This is a genomic window from Rhodococcus spelaei, from assembly GCF_006704125.1.
Lineage (GTDB): Bacteria > Actinomycetota > Actinomycetes > Mycobacteriales > Mycobacteriaceae > Rhodococcus_G > Rhodococcus_G spelaei.
The window spans coordinates 105,962-122,483 of the sequence record NZ_VIGH01000007.1 but is presented as its reverse complement, the minus strand read 5'-3'; the positions used below and the strand labels follow the sequence as shown (position 1 = coordinate 122,483).

The following is a 16,522-nucleotide window of genomic DNA, read 5'->3' as shown; positions in this document are numbered from 1 at the left end:
CCTCAGTCGTTCGTGTACACCGCGCACTCGCTCACCGTGTGGTTCTTGCGGTTGAGGTAGGCGAAGAGCACGGCCGGGGCCCCGTCCGCGGTGCAGGACGCGGTCACCGAGTCGCCGGCGGCGATCAGCTTGGTCAGATCGGTGATCTTGGCGTCGCCGAGCAGCTGCTGGGACCGTGCGTCGCCCCGCTGCGCGGACTCGACCAGTTGTTCCACTGCCCGCTTGCCCGCCTTGCCGACGCTGCGGACGGCGGCGCCGAACGCGAGTGTCCCGCCGAGGCCCTGCAGGCGCAGCATCCGTGCGCCCATCCCCAGCCCGACCTTCAGCTTTGCCGGATCGACTCCGGCGACCTGCGCGAACATCGGCGCGACCTCCCAGTGTGCGGCGATTCGGCGGATGCGCGGTTCGCCGTCGTCCAGGGTGGTCTCGTAGAGCAGGTGCATCGGCGCGCGCGCGGTGACGCCGCCGCCGAGCCGGGTCTCGATGGTCACGTCGCGCACGATGTTCAGCCCGCTGACGATGTCCTCGCGCTCGATGTGGAAGCGAATGTCGTTGGGGCCGATGAAGGTGTCCCAGAACCGGGCGAGAGGTTCGCCGCCGCGTCGGGCGCTGCGCTTGTCGTACAGACCGCCGAGCACGGGCCGTCCGCCGACCGGGTCCTCGACCACGTGGAGCCGGGCGAACAGGTCGAGCCAGGCCTGCTTGTCGTGGACGGCAACGGCAGCGGGGGAGGCGTGGGCCAGCGCCAGCAGGTCGGCGGCGGTCGGTTGCACGGACATGGCACTCCCAGGATCGGCTGCTTCGGTCACCCGGAGTATGCCAGGAAACCTGGAACGTGTTCTAGAACTTCCCCGAGTGAACGAGGTCAGGGCAACAGGCCCAGTCGTCGCGCCGTCACCACTGCCTCGTGCCGCGAGTGCGCGTCCAGCTTGCCCATCGCGTTGCGCAGATAGCTCTTGACGGTCTCGGGTTTGAGCGAGAGGCGGTGGGCCACTTCGTTGTTCGTGCAGCCCAATGCGATGTGTGCAAGGACGTCGAGTTCGCGCGGCGACAGGCCGACCGCCGAACCGGCATCGTTCCCGTCATCGCCGGCCAGGCCTGCCAGTTTCTCGGCGACGGCCCGCAGCCTGGACCGCAGGGGGCCGTCGGGGACCGACTGCGCCAGGCCGCGAAGTTCGGCGTGGGCGTCCCGGATGCCCTCCGACACGGCGGACGGCGCAGCGCCGCGGGTGACATCGAGCGCCCCGAGCATCTGCAGGCGGCGGTCCACCTCGTCGCGCACGGCGATCTCCGCCGCGAGCCTGTGGCAGGACGCGACGATGGCCTCCGCGGTGCGGTCGCCGATCGGGGTGCACTCGCGGACCGCGGCGTATAGCACGGCCCGTGAGACGCCGCCGACGACCACCGGTACCGCGAGAATCGACCGCAGGCCCTCGCCGAGCACCGGACGGTCGTAGTGGTGGGTGATGGACAGCGCACTGCTGTAGTCGGGCACCGAGGCCGGTCGGCGCTGATGGACGACCCGGCCGCCGAGCCCGGAACTCGGCGGGATCGCGAGACCACGGAGGCCGTTGGTGCGCGTGCCGAGGAACTCGGTGAGGTGCAGGGTGCCGTCGTGCACCTCACCGCCGAACAGCACCGGAACGTTCGCCAGGCCCGCGGCGTGGCGCAGTTCGGCGCGCAGCGCGTCGCCATCGCGCGGGCGCAGGAGGCTGTCGTGCGGGCGGAGGAGGGACGGGTTTCGAGAATCCATCCGGCTACCCCTTTCCGGGGGTGGTGGAACGGCTGTGTGAGCTAGATCATAAGTCGTACGAAGAATCCGGTGTCGGCCGGATCTGCACTGGGAGGAGCCTCATGGCCATCGACACCGACGTCCGGGTGCGGGAGCTGCTGGGACAGTACGACACCCCGGAGGCCTGCGCGGCCGAGCTGCTGTGCGACCGGCACCCCGAGACCGACGTCGCGTTCACCGTGATCGAGGCCGACCTGACCTCGCGTGACCTCACGTACGGGGAGCTGCGCGCCGCGTCGACGAAGTTCGCCGCCGCCCTCGCGGACCTCGGTGTCGAACCCGGTGACTGCGTGGCCACGCTGATGGGCAAGTCGGCGGAACTGGTCGTCGCGCTGCTCGGCATCTGGCGTCGGGGCGCCGTGCACGTCCCGCTGTTCACGGCGTTCGCCGCGCCGGCGATCGCCTTCCGGCTCAGCTCGAGCGGCGCCAAGGTGATCGTCGCGGACCGGGACCAACTGTCCAAGCTCGCCCCGGGCGAGGACATGCCCGCCGACGGCGGCTGGCGCGTGATCGTCGCCGCCGGAGAGCCCGAGTCCGACGACCAGTTGCGCTTCGGCGACCTGCTTGCCGCGCACGACGCCGACGACCCGAAGGGCGCGGCGGTCGCGGTCGGCGGCGACGCCCCGATGGTGCAGCTGTTCACCAGCGGGACCACCGGGACCCCGAAGGGTGTTCCGGTCCCCGTACGCGCGCTCGCCTCGTTCCACGGCTACATGGAGTTCGGTCTCGACGTCCGCCGCGACGACGTGTTCTGGAACGCCGCCGACCCGGGCTGGGCCTACGGGCTGTACTACGCGTTGCTCGGCCCGATGGCCGCCGGGATCCGCAGCCTGCTGCTGCACGCCGGGTTCTCGGCGCCGCTGACGTGGCAGATCGTGCAGAAGTTCGGCGTCACCAACTTCGCGGCCGCACCGACGGTGTACCGGAGCCTGCGGGCGGACACCGGTCCGGTACCGGACGGGATTTCGTTGCGACGGGCGTCGTCGGCGGGGGAGCCGCTGACGCCGGACGTGGTGGCGTGGTCGCGGTCCACGCTCAGCTGCGAGGTCCGCGACCACTACGGGCAGACCGAGCACGGCATGTTCGTCGTCAACGCGTGGGCCGACGGACTGCGCGAGGACGTCCCGGCGGGGTCGATGGGCTCGCCGCTGCCCGGGTGGTCATGCGCGGTGCTGCTCGACGACGCCGACGAGGTGGCGCCGCCGCGCACCGCGGGCCGGGTCGCCATCGACGCGTCGGCCAGCCCGATGATGTGGTTCACCGGGTACGTCGACGCTCCCGAGAAGACCGCACAACGGTTTTCGGAGGACGGCCGCTGGTACGTCACCGGCGACGCGGGGAGCACAGACGAGGACGGGCACTTCTTCTTCTCGTCCCGCGACGACGACGTGATCATCATGGCCGGCTACCGGATCGGACCGTTCGACGTCGAGTCGGTACTGGTGATGCACGATCAGGTCGTCGAGGCGGCGGTGGTCGGCATGCCCGACCAGTTGCGCGGCGAGGTGCTCGAGGCGTTTGTGGTGCTGCGCGACGGTGTCGAGGGCACCGACACGCTCGAGGCCGAACTCCAGACACTGGTGAAGAAGAAGTTCGCCGCGCACGCGTACCCGCGGACAGTGCACTTCGTGCCCTCGCTGCCCAAGACGCCGAGCGGCAAGGTGCAGCGCTACATCCTGCGCAAGGGCTGACGCCGGTCCCGTCTCCGCCCAGCGGGAGCTCACGGTCGATCCTCTCCCGAGGAACCGACCGTGAGCTCCCGTTCGTCGGTGTCGCCGCCTTTCCGAACGGACACCCGTCGGCGCCCCCCGGCACCCCTACGGGCATTTGCCGAAATAGTTCAGGACGTCACGCGACTCGGACGCCACAACCTTCACCCGTCCAACCATGTTCCGACCATGTCTTCTTGGTTGCAGCTGTACTGATTGACGATCGCCTCACAGGCGTCGGTCCTCGAGACTCTCCAGGTACAGGAACGTCGGCGCTCGCACTCCGGCCTCCGCCCGGATTCGCACCAGTTCCGGAGACTCGAAGAACTCCCTCGCGGCAGTCAGTGACGTCCATCGCGAGAAGTGGACGACTTCGTTGGCGTCGTGTTCCTGCCGGAGCAACTGATAGCCGATCTCCCCGGCGGCCTTGCGCAGTGGCGCGGCGTCGTCGAACATCCGCTTCCAGGCGGCGTAGTCGGCGACCTCGTGAACGATCAGTACGTGATGCATGCCATCGCTTTCGCTGGTCACCCGGCGAGCCGCTCGGTGAAGAAGGCCAGGATCTCGTCGCGGGCGGCGATCGTCGGCTCGCCCGTGCGGTCGATCAGGTGGGCCGTCACCACGCTGTGGGGGCTGGCCACCACCTCCGCGAAGAACGGAGCGGGCGCGGGGTTGGCCGCGCTGTCGAGGAGCACTCGCCCGACGAATCGGTCGCCCAGCGCCGCGGTGTACGCGGCGAAGCGCTCGGCCCGACACCATTTGTCGCCTGCGAAGCGGTACGCCAGGACTGTCAGGTCGTCGCGGTCGAGGCGCTCGCGCACCGACCGCAGGTCGTCCGGCGCGATCTCCAGTCCGGAGGGCTCGTCGAGCGGCAGAGACGGTTGGGACACGACGGGCGCGAGCACCGACGATTCGAGCGTCATCGTCAGCGCGAAGTTCCCGGTGAAGCACATTCCGATGGCACCGACGCCCGGGCCACCGCACTGCTTGTGTGCGGTCCTGGCCAGCGACCTGAGCCACTGGGTGACCGGGCTCGTCCGGTTCGCCCCGAAGGCGCGGAACTCGGCGCTCACGCAGGCGCGTTGCATGACGGCGGTGCCTTCCTCGACGGTGGCAACGGCGCCGTCGCGTCCGAACAGCGACGGGATGTAGACAGTGAACCCGGCCTCGCGCACCCAGCGCGCGAAACGCGCCACGGGAGGGCTGATTCCGGGCATCTCCGGCATGACGATCACGGCCGGACCGGCACCGGAGACGCGGACGATCTTGGTGACGCCGTCGAGGGTGATGCTGCGAGACTCGAAATCCTCGAGCGGATCGTCCGCGGTCATCTCGCGAGTCGGCATCGGCAGCCCTCCTGTGCGTCAAATCGGTGTGCTCGGTGCGAGCGACTCGATCCTCTCCCCGAATGCGCGTCGCGGGGAGGGGCGGGATCGCCAGAAGTCGGGTCGATCCCGCCACTGTCACCGCAATGTGAGGCCGAGCGGCGCCGAGCGCGCTGGCGCGTGGCTGCGGAACTGCCGGCGGTAGTCGGCCGCGCTGATACCGACCTGCTCGGTGAACAGCCGCCGCAGCGTGCCCGGGTCCTGGTATCCGACCCGCCGCGCGATCGTCCCCAGGGAAATGTCGGTTTCCGACAGCAGGCGTTTGGCGGCGCCGATCCGCGCCTCCTGCAGGAACGCCAGCGGGGTCCGGCCGGCCTCGGCGCGGAACCTGCGCAGCAGTGTCCGGGTGCTGACGTGGAACGCCTCCGCCAGCCGCGGCAGGTCGTAGGGCTCGGTCAGGCGCTCGACCAGCCACCGGCCGACTGCGTCGGCGAACGGTCCGTGCGCAGCACGGACCATCGACTCGACGATGTACGGCGCCTGGCTGGTTCGGTTCTCGGAGACGAGCGTGACTCGTGCTGTCGCCCTGGCGATCTCGACGCCGAGGTGTTCGCGGACGATGGCGGTGGCGAGGTCGAGCGAGGCGCTGAAGGCAGCCGTTGTGGTGACGTGCTCGTCGCTGACGATCAGCGACTCGGCGCACACGGTCGAGCGTGGATAGCGCCGGGCCAGTTGCGACGCGAACAGCCAGGAGGTCGTCGCCTTGCGGCCGTCGAGTGCGCCGGCCTCACCCAGCAGGAACGCGCCGATACACACCGAGGCGATCCGGGTGCCGCGCCGCTCGGCGGCGCGAAGGAAATCGATCTCGTGGTTCCATGCGGTCAGCCGGTCATCCACGTTCTCGGTCGGGACGAGTTCGAACCCCGGCACGACGAGCAGATCGAATCGGTGGTGCCACCGTTGCGCGCCGATCGCGAAGCCGCCGGCCGCGGCGACCGTGGTGGCCGCCGCCCCGATCACCGACACCCGGAACAGGTTCTCGGCCGCGACACCGCGCTCGCGGGCGATGCGGTTGGCGATCCGGAGGATGTCCGAGACCGTGAAGATCTCCGACCCGAAACAACCGTCGTACGCCAGGATCCCGATCCGCATCGCTCCACGGTATGCGCGTCAGCGCTTACGGATGCGACCGACCACCAGCAGTGCCAGCAGGGTGACGGTCAGCAGCAGCGTGGTGTCCGCGGCGGCGAGGAACACCTGGCCGCGGTCGGTGAGGCCGAAGATGTTCACCGGCAAGGTCTTCCACGTCGCGGGGTACACCATGATCGTGGCGCCCAGCTCACCCATCGACAGTGCGATGGACAGGCCGGCCGCCGCGCCAAGGGCGGGCAGGAGCAGCGGCAGCGTGATCCGGGTGAGCACCCGGGCCGGCCCGGCGCCGAGGGACTCCGCTGCCTGACGATATGCGGGGTCGAGGCGGTCGAGGGCCGCCGAGACGGAGCTGAACGCGAACGCCAACACCAGCACCGTGTGCGCGAGGATCACGATCCACTTGGTGCCGCCGAGCAGCAGCGGCTTGGAGTTGAACGCGATCAGCAGGCCGAGGCCGATCGCCACCGACGGAACCGCGATCGGTAGGTGGAACACCGCGTCGGTGGCCTTGCGCAGCCACCCCGGTGCCTCCCGGGCCGCCAGCGCCGCCCAGGTCCCGACGAACAGGGCGAGCGCGCCGGCGATGAAGGCCGTCTGCAGGCTGACGGTCAGGCTCGCCATGTTCTCGTCCGACAACGCGGCCGAGAGGTTCTTGCCGCCGAGATCGGACGGCAGTGGGCCCGTCCACGACCCGGCCAGGGCGGCGAGGACGACGGTGGCGATCGGGGCGACGAACACCACCGCGACCACCACACCGAATGCCGCGAGCGCCAGTGTCCTAGCGCGCGTTGTCCACAGCAGCACGGCTGCCTCCCGTCAGTCTGTTGAAGAGGAATCGGTACCCGCCGTACAGCGCGAGCGAGAGCAGCACCTGGACGGTCGCGATCACCGCGGCCCCCGGCAGGTCGAAGGTGACGATGCCGCGCGTGTAGATGAGCATCGGCAGGGTCACGACGTCCTTCGCGCCGGTGAACAGGACGATGCCGAACTCGTTGAGCGTGAGCAGCAGCACCAGCGAGCCGCCCGCCATCAGCGCGGGCCAGGCCTCGGGCATCACCACGGTGCGCAGCACCCGCCACGGCGACGCGCCGAGGCTCGCGGCGACGTCGAGCTGTTCGCGCGGCATCTGGGTGAACGCGGCGAGCAGCGGGCGCACCACGAACGGGGTGAAGAAGGTGATCTCCGCGGCGATCACGCCGAACGGGGTGCCCAGGAAGTTCAACGGCCCGTGGTCGGCACCGGACAGCTTGGCGATCAGGGCGTTCACCGCGCCGGCGGTGCCGTAGAGGAAGGTGAACGCGAGGGTGATCAGGAACGAGGGCAGCGACAGGATGGTGTCGATCAGCCGGCCGACCACCTTGGACCCGGCGAACGGCACGAAGGCCAGCACCAGCGCCAGGAAGGTGCCGAGCACCAGGCAGCCGAGGGTCGAGAGTGCGGCGATCTCGACGGTGCGCCACAACGCCTTTCGGAACAGTGTCGACCCGAGGACGTCGGCCCAGGTGGACAGCCCGCGGCCGTCGTCGGTGACAGTCGACTCGGCGAGGACCCGGCCCATCGGGTACACAGCGAAGCCCAGCACCAGCAGCAACGGGGGCATGGCCCACGCGATCCGGCGCCAGCCGCCCTTCTCGGGCCGGACCTCCGGCGGCTCGAGCTGCGTGCGGTCGAGAAGGGCGGTCATGACACGGGTCCCGGCGCGGGCACCAGCACGGCGCCCTGGTCGGGGAAGCGCACACCGACTTCGGTGCCCACCGGTCGCTCGTCGTGTCCGGTGACGTCCGCCTCGATCGGCGTCTCGGGCATGCCCACCAGCGCGACCGTGAGCCGGGTCGAGGCTCCGCGCCACACGGTGCCGACGATCCGGGCCGGCATCGCACCTCGCTCGGCGGGCGAGACCAGGTTGACGGCGTGCGGTCGAATGCACAGCAGCGCACCGGAATCCGACTCCCAGTCGACGTGGCCGATCTCCGGCTGCGGGGCCTGCGCCGTGACCGGGGTGCCGCCCACCGTGACCAGCGCGGAGGTGCCGATCACCCGGGTCACGACGGCGGGCAGCAGGTTCGCGCCCCCGAGGAAGGCTGCGGTGAAACTGCTCGGCGGCCGTTTCCACAGGTTCTCGGCGGTGTCGATGTCGACGAGCCGGGCGTCGCGCATGACCGCGATCCGGTCGGCGAGCGCGAGCGCCTCCGACTGGTCGTGCGTGACGTAGAGCATCGCGGTGTCGGGCAGCGCCGCGCGCAACTGCTGCAGTTCGGTGAGCATGCTCTGGCGCAGCTGGGCGTCGAGGGCGGCCAGCGGCTCGTCGAGCAGCAGTACCTTCGGTCGGATCGCCAGTGCGCGCGCGATGGCGACGCGTTGCTGCTGACCGCCCGACAGCTCGCGCGGGAAACGCTTGCCGTAGGCGGACATTCCGACCATCGCGAGGGCGTCCGAGACGCGCCCCCCGATCTCCGAGCGCGGGACGCGGTGCGACCGGAGACCGAAGGCAACGTTCTCGGCGACCCGCATGTGCGGGAACAGTGCGTAGGACTGGACGACCACGCCGATGCCCCGCTTGGCCGGCGGCAGGTCGGTGACGTCCCGGCCGCCGAGCCGGACCGTGCCCGAGACGGGCTGGGTGAACCCGGCGAGCGCCTTGAGCGCGGTGGACTTGCCGGATCCGCTGGGCCCCAGGAGCGCGACGGTCTCTCCGGGGGACACCCGCAGGTTGAAGTCGATCAACGCCCGGGTAGCGCCCCGGCCCCGCCCGTAGGCCACGTTGACGCGGTCGAAGGTGATGGCGGGGGCGTGGTCGGTGGCCCCGTGGGTGGCGGTGGCGGTCACCCGCCGGGTGTTGATCCGTGACATCTCAGCTCCCGGTGGCTTTCTGGTATGCGGCGACGTCGGCGTCGAGGGTGCCGATGACCTCGGTCCAGTTCGGGGTCCACACGGTGACGCCGTTCAGGAGGCCCGCGGGGGTGGACTTGTCGCTCGCGTCGACATTGGCGGACTCGCGCACGTCCTTGCGGACCGAGACGCCGAGCGCGTCGGGGCCGACGGTCTTCTGCGCCTTCTCCGAGAGCAGGAACTCCATCAGCTTCTTCGCCTGCTCGGACTTCGGCGCGCCCTTGGCCAGGCCCATCACGTAGGGCAGCGCGACGGTCGTGCGGGCGCCGTTCGCCTCGGCCGGGAAGAAGACGTTGAACTTCGAGCCGTCGTCCTTGATCGACGCCAGGTTCATCTGGACATCACCATTCGCGACGAGGAGTTCGCCATTGCTGACCTTCGGCTGGAGCTTCCCGGTGGACGAGGACGGGCCGACGTTGTTGGCCTGCAGCTTGCTCAGGTAGTCGAGTGCGCCCGCGTTGCCCTTGAGGTGTTGGAGCAGTAGCAGGACCGCGGTGCCGTCGCCGGCCTGGCCGGGGGTGGAGTACTGCAGCTTGCCCTTGAACTGGTCGCTGAGCAGGTCGTCCCAGGTGACGGGCGCCGGGTTCGCGCCGGGGTTGGCGATGAACGAGAGGTAGTTGTTCACCACGGGCACGTACTTGCCGGCAGTGTCCTTCTCCTCGGCCGGGACCGCGGAGGTGTCGATGCCGCTCGGCTGGAGCAGGCCCTGGGCGTCGGCCTTCTGGATGAACGGCGGCAGGGTGACGACGACGTCGGCCTGCGGGTTGGACTGCTCCTTCTCGACGCGGGAGACGACCTCTCCCGAGCCGGCCTCGACCAGGTTCACGGCGATGCCGGTTTCCTTGGTGAACTCGGCGAACTGGGGCTTGTACCAACCGGACAGGCCGTCGGCGCTGTAGACGGTGACGGTGCCCGCGTCGGACGAACCGGCGGCGGTGCCGGTGCCGCCACAGGCGGTCAGGGACAGAGCCGTCGCGGCCAGGGCGATTGCGGCGAGACCGGGACGCATCGAAATGCTGAAGCGGCGCATCGGATTCCTAACTGTGAGTGGAGGAGCGAAGGTGGGCGAAGCGGTGGAACATGGTGGGGAGTGCGCTATCGGGTGAGCAGCAGCTGGGCGAACTCGCGCACCGACGGCACCACGTGGGTGGCGCCGGCCGCACGCAGCTGATGCTCGTCGTGGGCGCCGGTGAGGGTGCCCGCGACGACGGCGGCGCCGGCGCGCAGTCCGCTGGTCACGTCGTTGGACGTGTCGCCCAGGACCGCAACGTCTTTCACGTCGTCGGCCTGCAGCCGCAGCAGCGCGGTGAGGATCAGGTCGGGGTACGGTCGGCCGCGACCGGCCTCGGACGGAGCCAGGGTGAGGTCGGCGAGGGTCTGCCAGCCGAGGGCAGCGAGCAGCTTGTCCTGGGTGCCACGGCTGAACCCGGTGGTCAGTGCCACCTTGATGCCGGTCTCACGCAGTGCGGTGATCGATTCGGCCGCACCGGGAATCGGCTCGGCGTTGCCCTCGTCGATCAGGCGGTCGTAGGTGGACTCGAAGGCGACGTTGGCGGCCTGCGCGCGGTCCTCGTCGCCGAAGAGCGCTCGGAACACGACTATCTTGGACTGGCCCATCGTGTCGAGCACGTACTGCCGGGCGGCGTCGGCTTCGGCGCCCTCGGGCGGCAGGCCGGCGGCGTCGGCCGCCGCGGCGAACGCGCGCAGGACCAGGCCGTCGTCGGCGACGGTGGTGCCCGCCATGTCGAGCACGGCGAGGGTGATTCGGTTGTCGGACATGCTGTCTCCTTGGATTAGAGGCCGAGCTGGTCGGCGGTCTGCTCGGCCAGGGCAGGACCGAGGGTCATGCCGCGACCACCCGGGCCGGCGACGACCCACACGTTGTCGGTCGGCTGCCCGCGGTGCACCAGCTCGCCCGGGTCGAGGTGCTGGCTGTAGACGCCGGCCCACCGCTTCACGATCGGGGGAAGCGTGCGGCCGAGCAGTTCCTCGACGACGCCGGTCAGGTGCTGGTAGGGCGCCTCGTCGACGTCGAAGTCGAACGGTTCGTCGTATTCGTGGGTGTCGCCGATCGTCAGCCCGCCGTGCAGGCGCTGCACGCACAGCAGCTGCATCCGGTGGGCCTCGGCGGTGGGAGCCTGCGGCTGCGCCGCCTTCAACGCGTCGAGCGCGGTGCCGGCGAAACCGGGGTAGTAGCGCAGGCTGTCGCCGTCGGCGATCGCGGTGGTCAGGTCCTCGCCGAGCGGCGCGGTCTGCATCATCTGCAGCCGAACCCGGCGCAGAGGCAGTTCGCCGGCCAGGTCACGTGCGAGGCCGCCGAGGGTGGCGCCCGGGCAGACGATCGCAAGATCGGCGTCGAAGGTGCGGCCGTGGTCGTCGCGGATGTGGACACCGGTGGAGTTGCTGGTGACCTCGCGAGCCTCGGTGCCGGAGTGGAAGGTGTACCGTCCGCTGGCTGCGAGCTGACGGCGGATGGCGGGCAGCGCGATTCGGGACTCGACGGCGCCGTCGAGGGTGCAGTGCAGTCCCGCGAGGTACTTGCCGCGCAACGCCGGGTTGACGGCGAGCACCTGCTCCGGATCGAGCAGTGCGAAGCCACGGACGTCGGCGTCGGGCCGGGCCATCGTCTGCTCGGCGACGGCCACCTCCTCGGGGGTGCGCAGCAGGGTCAGGGAGCCGGCGGGCCGGAAGCCGATCTCGGGGACACGGGAAGCGAGGTCCTGCCACAGCTGACGCGATCGCAGCGCCGCCTCGAGTTCGAACTCGGCCCGGCCGGACACCCAGACCAGTCCGAAGTTGCGTACCGTGGCACCGCGCGCCTCGTGCTCGCGTTCGAGTTGGATGACCTCGTGTCCTCGACGGACGGCCTCGTCGGCGTGGGCCGTTCCGAGGATTCCGCCTCCCACAATTGCAATTCGCATGGGGGAAGCATGGACTTTGGTCTAGACCAAATGGTGTTGCCGAGGAATACAACAGATTAACAATTGGTATAGACCAATTCTTGGTACGCTGACCAGCATGAACGACAACAACTTCGTTCTCGGGGAGACTGCGGCGCTGCTCAGTTCGCTGCGGGGGGTCTTCGACGAGGAGTGGGTCGACGAGCTCGACCACGCGCTGCAGGCGGCCGGCCGCGCGAGTGTGAACGGAGCCGACGACGAGCTGGTGCTGGCGAGCGCGTTGCACGACCTCGGCCGCAGCCCGCTCCTGGCGCCGGCGGCGGAAGCGCCGCATGACGTCGTTGCTCGCCGGTACGACGACGGAGCGAAAGTTCCTGGCGCACAGGCTCCGTCGATCGAGGATGTGCTCGGCGTAGCCCGTCGGGTGCTGGCGGGAGCGTCGGAGTGACCGAGACCGGAAACCTGCCCAAGTACTACCGCGTGCGCACCGAGCTGGCCGCGATCGTCGCCGACCTCGCGGAGGGCGACGCGGTTCCCACCGAGCGCGACCTCGCGGCGCGGTTCGCGGTGTCCCGCGAGACCGTGCGCCAGGCCGTGCACGAGCTGCTCGTCGAGGGCCTGATCCAGCGCCGGGGGCGTGGCACCGTGGTCGCCAGTCCCAAACTCGTCCAACCGCTCTCGCTCGGCTCCTACACCGAGGGCGCGCTCAGCCAGGGTCGGGTGCCCGCTCGTGAGCTCGTCACCTTCGAGGAGGAATTGGCCGACCCGGAACTCGCTGTGGAACTCGAGATCCCGGTCGGCGCGACCGTCATCCGGCTCGAGCGGGTGTTGCTCGCGGACGGCCAGAAGATCGGCCTCGAGAACACTTATCTGCCGGCGCGCCGCTTCGCGGAGATGGCAGAGTCGTTCGACCCGGGCACCTCCCTCTACGCCGCGATCCGGGCGACCGGGGTGGTCTTCGGTTCGGCGACTGAACGCATCGAGACGGTGCTCGCGTCGCCGCGCGACGCGGCACTGCTCGACTCGACCACCGCAATGCCGATGCTGCTGCTCAATCGGACCTCACTGGACATCGACGGGGTGCCGATCGAGCGGGTGCGCTCGCTGTATCGCGGCGACCGGATGGCTTTCCTCACCACACTGCGTGAATAGCGACACTCGACGGCCGGCTTTCGGAGGTCTCGGATTTCGGTCCGGTGTTAGCGTGCCGACATGGGCACGGTGCTGGTTCCACTTCCCGCGTGCGACTTCGATCCGTCCGAGGTTGCGGTCAGCTGGCGAGTGCTCCGCCGGCTCGGTCACCGGGTGCGGTTCGCCACTCCAGACGCGACCGTCGCCCGGGCCGACGACGTGATGGTGACCGGGCGTGGTCTCGACCCCTGGGGTGCCGTTCCCGGGCTCGATCGGCTGGTGCTGGTGGGGCGGATGCTGCGCGCGAACGCCGCCGCCCGCGATGACTACGCTGCGTTGCTCGACGACCCCGAGTTCAGTGCGCCGTCGAACTGGGACGCCATCGACCTCGAGGGCGTCGACGGCCTTCTGCTGCCCGGCGGACATCGCGCCCGGGGCATGCGTCCGTACCTCGAGAGCACAGGCCTGCAGCGGGTTGTCGTCGATGCCTTCCGCCGCGACCTGCCCGTCGCGGCGATCTGCCACGGCGTGCTGCTCGTCGCGCGCAGCGTCGATCCGGCGACCAGGCGTTCGGTGCTGTACGGGCGCCGCACCACCGCGCTGACCTGGGCCCTGGAGGGGCGGGCCTGGCAGCTCGCGCGCGTCACCCGCTTCTGGGATCCCGACTACTACCGGACCTACCGAGAGGGGCATGGGCAGCCGAAGGGGTACATGTCCGTGCAGCAGGAGGTGACGCGCGCGCTGAAGCAACCGAGCGACTTCGTCGACGTCGAGCCGACGGACCGGGATCGCCGACTGAAGTCGAGCGGGCGTGCCCGCGACTCCTTCGACGATGCCCGGCCCGCCCTCGTGGTGTGCGACGGCAATTACCTGTCGGCGCGCTGGCCCGGCGACGTGCACACATTTGCGCGCGAGTTCGCCGGAATGCTCGGAGGCGCAACGTGAATTCCGCTCGCTCGACGAGTAGCAGGATCGCCGCCGGGTTGCCGGTGCACGCATATGCGTCGCACCCCACGCGCGGGAGCGGGGGGAAACTTGGGACGAGGTGCTACCGCGGCGGCATCGCGGGGCGGACAATCGAGTGACGCGACATCGCAGAGGCGACGGACGAAGGAGTGGCGTGGTGAATCGGACCGAGCTCCCACAGACATTGCGGCGATCGTCGAAGGAGGTGCAGGCGGCCTTCGAGGCGGCGCACGACACCGCGGTCAAACGGTTCGGGGACAGTGAGGAAGCCCAGCGGGCGGCCTACGGGGAACTCAAACAGGGCTACGACCTGATGACCGACCACTGGGTGCCCAAGCAGGAGTGACTGCGGTGTCGCCGGCTCACTCGGCGAGCAGCCCGGAGCCCATCGCGGCATAGATCAACATGAACGTCATGAGGGCCCAGCCGGCGCCCTGCCACGCCGGCCAGGTACCGCCGTGCCGCCACACCGTGTAGGTGTGCACGAAGGCGCCGAGACCGCCGACCATGAGCACCGCCGCCGGCGCGATGGCGAGCACGTAGCGGTCGGCGGTCCCGCACACCGCGGTCGGGGCGTCGGTGCAGTCGCTGCGGCCGAGGTACGCCCACAGTCCTGCCAGTGCCATGACCACGAGGGCGGTGGCGAGCACCACGACCGCGTACCGAGTGGCCCGACGGATCTCCGGCGGATCGTTCCACCGCTTCTCGACGTCGTCCGACATCGCGCCTCCATCGAGTGCGCGGAATTCCTTCCGCTACCTCGTGTTCCACGCTACGCCGACCAACGGGAGCCCCCGGCCCGACGGGTCAGGAGGTCCGAGTCCCGTCCGACTGCGGGGCGGGGCGCGGCCACGGGCGCCCGGCGCGGCGCTCTATGTCGAGATTGAAGCGTTCGAGCAGTCCCGCGAAGGCGGCGCGGTCGTCGGGTGTCCACTCCTCGAGGACGAGTTCCAGCCCGCTGACGTTGCCCGACCGCTCGCGGTCGAGGCGGCGTCGGCCCTCGTCGGTGAGTCGGAACTTGCGAGCCATGCCGCCCTCGGGGTCCGGGATGCGTTGGACCAGACCGGAACTGAGCATCGACGCGGTCTGGCGGCTCAGGGTGGAGGTGTCCAGGCCGAGGGCCTCACTGAGTTCGCCGACGGACATGGGCCCCGCCATGCTGAGGCGGGTGAGCAGGAGGTACGCGCTGCCGTCGAGGTGGCCCTCGCCGCGGCGCGGGTGTGCGAGATGTCGGGCGAGCAACTGGGGCATCTTGAACACCACCGCGTCGAACGCGTCCTGGATCGTCACCGCGACGCTGGTCGCCGGCGCGGTGTGCGTCCCGATCACCGGCCGCCTCGGCGACATCTACGGCAAGCGCCGCATGCTGCTGATCTGCACTGTTCCCCTGATCGCGGGTTCGGTGCTGTGTGCGGTCGCGACGTCCGTGGTCCCGATGATCGCCGGGCGCGCGTTGCAGGGCATGGGCATGGGCCTGATCCCGATCGGTATCAGCGCGATGCGTGACCTGATCCCCGCCGAGCGGTTGAACTCGTCGATCGCCCTGATGAGCGCGTCGATGGGAATCGGCGGCGCGTTCGGCCTGCCGATCGCCGCGGCGGTCACACAGAACACCAGCTGGCGAGTGCTGTTCTGGGGTGCCGCCGCTCTCAGCGTCGTCATCGCCGGGCTGATCTGGAAGATGGTGCCCGCCACCCCGGTCGACTCCGACGCCGGCAAGTTCGATCCCGTCGGTGCTCTCGGTCTCGGCGTCGGCCTCGTGTGCCTGCTGCTCGGAGTGTCCAAGGGCGCAGTCTGGGGCTGGACCAGCGGTACCATCCTCGGCCTCTTCGTCGCCGCGATCGTCGTCCTGCTCGCATGGGGCTGGTGGGAGCTGCGCACCAGCGATCCGCTGGTCGACCTCCGCACCACCGCCCGGCCGCAGGTGCTGCTGACCAACGTCGCCGGACTCGTCGTGGGCTTCGCCATGTACGCGCAGTCGCTGATCCTGCCCCAGCTGCTGCAGCTCCCGGAGTCCACCGGCTTCGGACTCGGGCAGTCGATGCTGGTCATGGGCCTGTGGATGGCGCCCGGTGGCATCGTGATGATGCTCATCTCACCGATCGGCGCCAAGTTGTCCTCGGCTCGCGGGCCCAAGATCACGCTGATCGTCGGTGCCCTGATCATCGCGCTCGGCTACGGATCCTCGATGCTGCTGATGGGCTCGGCCTGGGGTCTGATGATCGTCGCCGCCATCTGCGGTGCGGGCACCGGCTTCGCGTACGGCGCGATGCCCGCCCTGATCATGAGTGCGGTGCCGCACTCCGAGACCGCGGCCGCCAACGCCTTCAACACCCTCTCGCGGAGCCTGGGCACCTCGGTCGCTGCCGCCGTCGTCGGCCTCGTCCTCGCCCAGATGAGCATCCAGGTCGGCGACTACACGCTGCCCACCGAAGACGGCTTCCGGACCGGGCTGCTGATCGGCTGCGGTGTGGCGCTCGTCGCCGCAGCGGTCGCCGCGTGCATCCCGGCGCGCCGAGCGGCCTCGGCTCCGCAGGCCACCGACGGGGAATTGGTCTCGGCGCGAGGCTGATCCACTCGAACAGACCGGGCCCGGCAGTCGTCCACGCGGACGACCGCCGGGTTCGTCCGTCCCGGCGCGGTGCGCCGCGTAACCTG

At 70.0% G+C, this 16,522-nt stretch carries 18 protein-coding genes and 1 pseudogene; 6 read left to right on the top strand and 13 right to left on the bottom strand.

The genetic code is table 11. The annotated features are described in order from the left end of the window. Nucleotides 1-2 precede the first annotated feature (2 nt). Both FK531_RS15965 and FK531_RS15960 read right to left on the bottom strand, forming a co-directional pair. Complete coding sequence (locus tag FK531_RS15965) at nt 3-779, bottom strand: nuclear transport factor 2-like protein (RefSeq protein WP_142101056.1); 777 nt, start codon at nt 777-779, stop codon at nt 3-5. Nucleotides 780-865: 86 nt separating this feature from the next. Then, entirely contained in the window at nt 866-1,753 is an 888-nt protein-coding gene (locus FK531_RS15960; RefSeq protein WP_142101054.1) for a LuxR C-terminal-related transcriptional regulator, read from the bottom strand. Nucleotides 1,754-1,854: 101 nt separating this feature from the next. Between FK531_RS15960 and FK531_RS15955 the strand changes: the two genes are divergently transcribed. After that, a complete protein-coding gene (locus FK531_RS15955; protein WP_142101052.1) occupies nt 1,855-3,483 on the top strand; it encodes an AMP-binding protein in 1,629 nt (542 codons plus the stop codon). A 246-nt stretch (nt 3,484-3,729) separates the two neighbouring features. Here FK531_RS15955 and FK531_RS15950 read toward each other — a convergent pair whose 3' ends face one another. The 9 genes from FK531_RS15950 to FK531_RS15910 all read right to left on the bottom strand — a co-directional run bounded on the left by FK531_RS15950 (nt 3,730) and on the right by FK531_RS15910 (nt 11,788). Further along, the gene (locus tag FK531_RS15950; RefSeq protein WP_142101051.1) at nt 3,730-4,011 is read right to left on the bottom strand and encodes an antibiotic biosynthesis monooxygenase; all 282 of its coding nucleotides are present in this window, start codon (nt 4,009-4,011) and stop codon (nt 3,730-3,732) included. Nucleotides 4,012-4,028: 17 nt separating this feature from the next. Next, nucleotides 4,029-4,847 (bottom strand): dienelactone hydrolase family protein, encoded by an 819-nt coding sequence (locus FK531_RS15945; RefSeq protein WP_142101049.1) that lies wholly within the window; start codon nt 4,845-4,847, stop codon nt 4,029-4,031. 117 nt (nt 4,848-4,964) lie between these two features. After that, nucleotides 4,965-5,978, bottom strand: coding sequence for a GlxA family transcriptional regulator (locus FK531_RS15940; protein ID WP_142101047.1), 1,014 nt, complete (start codon nt 5,976-5,978; stop codon nt 4,965-4,967). 18 nt (nt 5,979-5,996) lie between these two features. Next, entirely contained in the window at nt 5,997-6,782 is a 786-nt protein-coding gene (locus FK531_RS15935) for an ABC transporter permease (RefSeq protein ID WP_142101045.1), read from the bottom strand. Beyond that, nucleotides 6,757-7,662 carry a 2-aminoethylphosphonate ABC transporter permease subunit gene (locus FK531_RS15930; RefSeq protein WP_142101044.1) on the bottom strand — a complete coding sequence of 302 codons (906 nt, stop codon included), beginning with the start codon at nt 7,660-7,662 and terminating at the stop codon, nt 6,757-6,759. Before FK531_RS15930 ends, FK531_RS15935 begins: the two co-directional genes overlap by 26 nt. Beyond that, complete coding sequence (locus tag FK531_RS15925; RefSeq protein ID WP_142101042.1) at nt 7,659-8,828, bottom strand: ABC transporter ATP-binding protein; 1,170 nt, start codon at nt 8,826-8,828, stop codon at nt 7,659-7,661. Before FK531_RS15925 ends, FK531_RS15930 begins: the two co-directional genes overlap by 4 nt. Before the next feature lies 1 nt (nt 8,829). Then, complete coding sequence (locus FK531_RS15920) at nt 8,830-9,897, bottom strand: 2-aminoethylphosphonate ABC transporter substrate-binding protein (protein ID WP_435531059.1); 1,068 nt, start codon at nt 9,895-9,897, stop codon at nt 8,830-8,832. Between the two features lie 65 nt (nt 9,898-9,962). Beyond that, complete coding sequence (locus FK531_RS15915; protein ID WP_142101041.1) at nt 9,963-10,646, bottom strand: phosphonatase-like hydrolase; 684 nt, start codon at nt 10,644-10,646, stop codon at nt 9,963-9,965. A gap of 14 nt (nt 10,647-10,660) precedes the next feature. After that, nucleotides 10,661-11,788 (bottom strand): TIGR03364 family FAD-dependent oxidoreductase, encoded by a 1,128-nt coding sequence (locus FK531_RS15910; RefSeq protein WP_142101039.1) that lies wholly within the window; start codon nt 11,786-11,788, stop codon nt 10,661-10,663. A gap of 97 nt (nt 11,789-11,885) precedes the next feature. On the opposite strand from FK531_RS15910, the gene FK531_RS15905 reads away from it, so the two are divergent. The 4 genes from FK531_RS15905 (at nt 11,886) to FK531_RS15890 (ending at nt 14,210) form a co-directional block, all read left to right on the top strand. Continuing rightward, entirely contained in the window at nt 11,886-12,215 is a 330-nt protein-coding gene (locus tag FK531_RS15905) for a hypothetical protein (RefSeq protein ID WP_142101037.1), read from the top strand. Beyond that, on the top strand, nt 12,212-12,919 hold the full coding sequence (locus FK531_RS15900) for a GntR family transcriptional regulator (RefSeq protein ID WP_142101036.1): 708 nt from the start codon (nt 12,212-12,214) through the stop codon (nt 12,917-12,919). Before FK531_RS15905 ends, FK531_RS15900 begins: the two co-directional genes overlap by 4 nt. Before the next feature lie 60 nt (nt 12,920-12,979). Beyond that, complete coding sequence (locus tag FK531_RS15895) at nt 12,980-13,843, top strand: type 1 glutamine amidotransferase domain-containing protein (protein ID WP_142101034.1); 864 nt, start codon at nt 12,980-12,982, stop codon at nt 13,841-13,843. Between the two features lie 178 nt (nt 13,844-14,021). Then, a complete protein-coding gene (locus tag FK531_RS15890) occupies nt 14,022-14,210 on the top strand; it encodes a ChaB family protein (protein WP_142101033.1) in 189 nt (62 codons plus the stop codon). A 16-nt stretch (nt 14,211-14,226) separates the two neighbouring features. On the opposite strand, the gene FK531_RS15885 is transcribed toward FK531_RS15890, so the two are convergent. Next, nucleotides 14,227-14,586, bottom strand: a complete 360-nt coding sequence (locus FK531_RS15885; RefSeq protein ID WP_142101031.1) for a hypothetical protein — start codon at nt 14,584-14,586, stop codon at nt 14,227-14,229. An 85-nt stretch (nt 14,587-14,671) separates the two neighbouring features. Continuing rightward, on the bottom strand, nt 14,672-15,154 hold the full coding sequence (locus FK531_RS15880; protein ID WP_435531058.1) for a MarR family winged helix-turn-helix transcriptional regulator: 483 nt from the start codon (nt 15,152-15,154) through the stop codon (nt 14,672-14,674). Here FK531_RS15880 and FK531_RS15875 point away from each other — a divergent pair. Continuing rightward, a pseudogene (locus FK531_RS15875) lies at nt 15,114-16,436 on the top strand (MFS transporter); the annotation flags it as partial. The gene FK531_RS15880 and the pseudogene FK531_RS15875 overlap by 41 nt on opposite strands. Nucleotides 16,437-16,522: the final 86 nt, after the last annotated feature.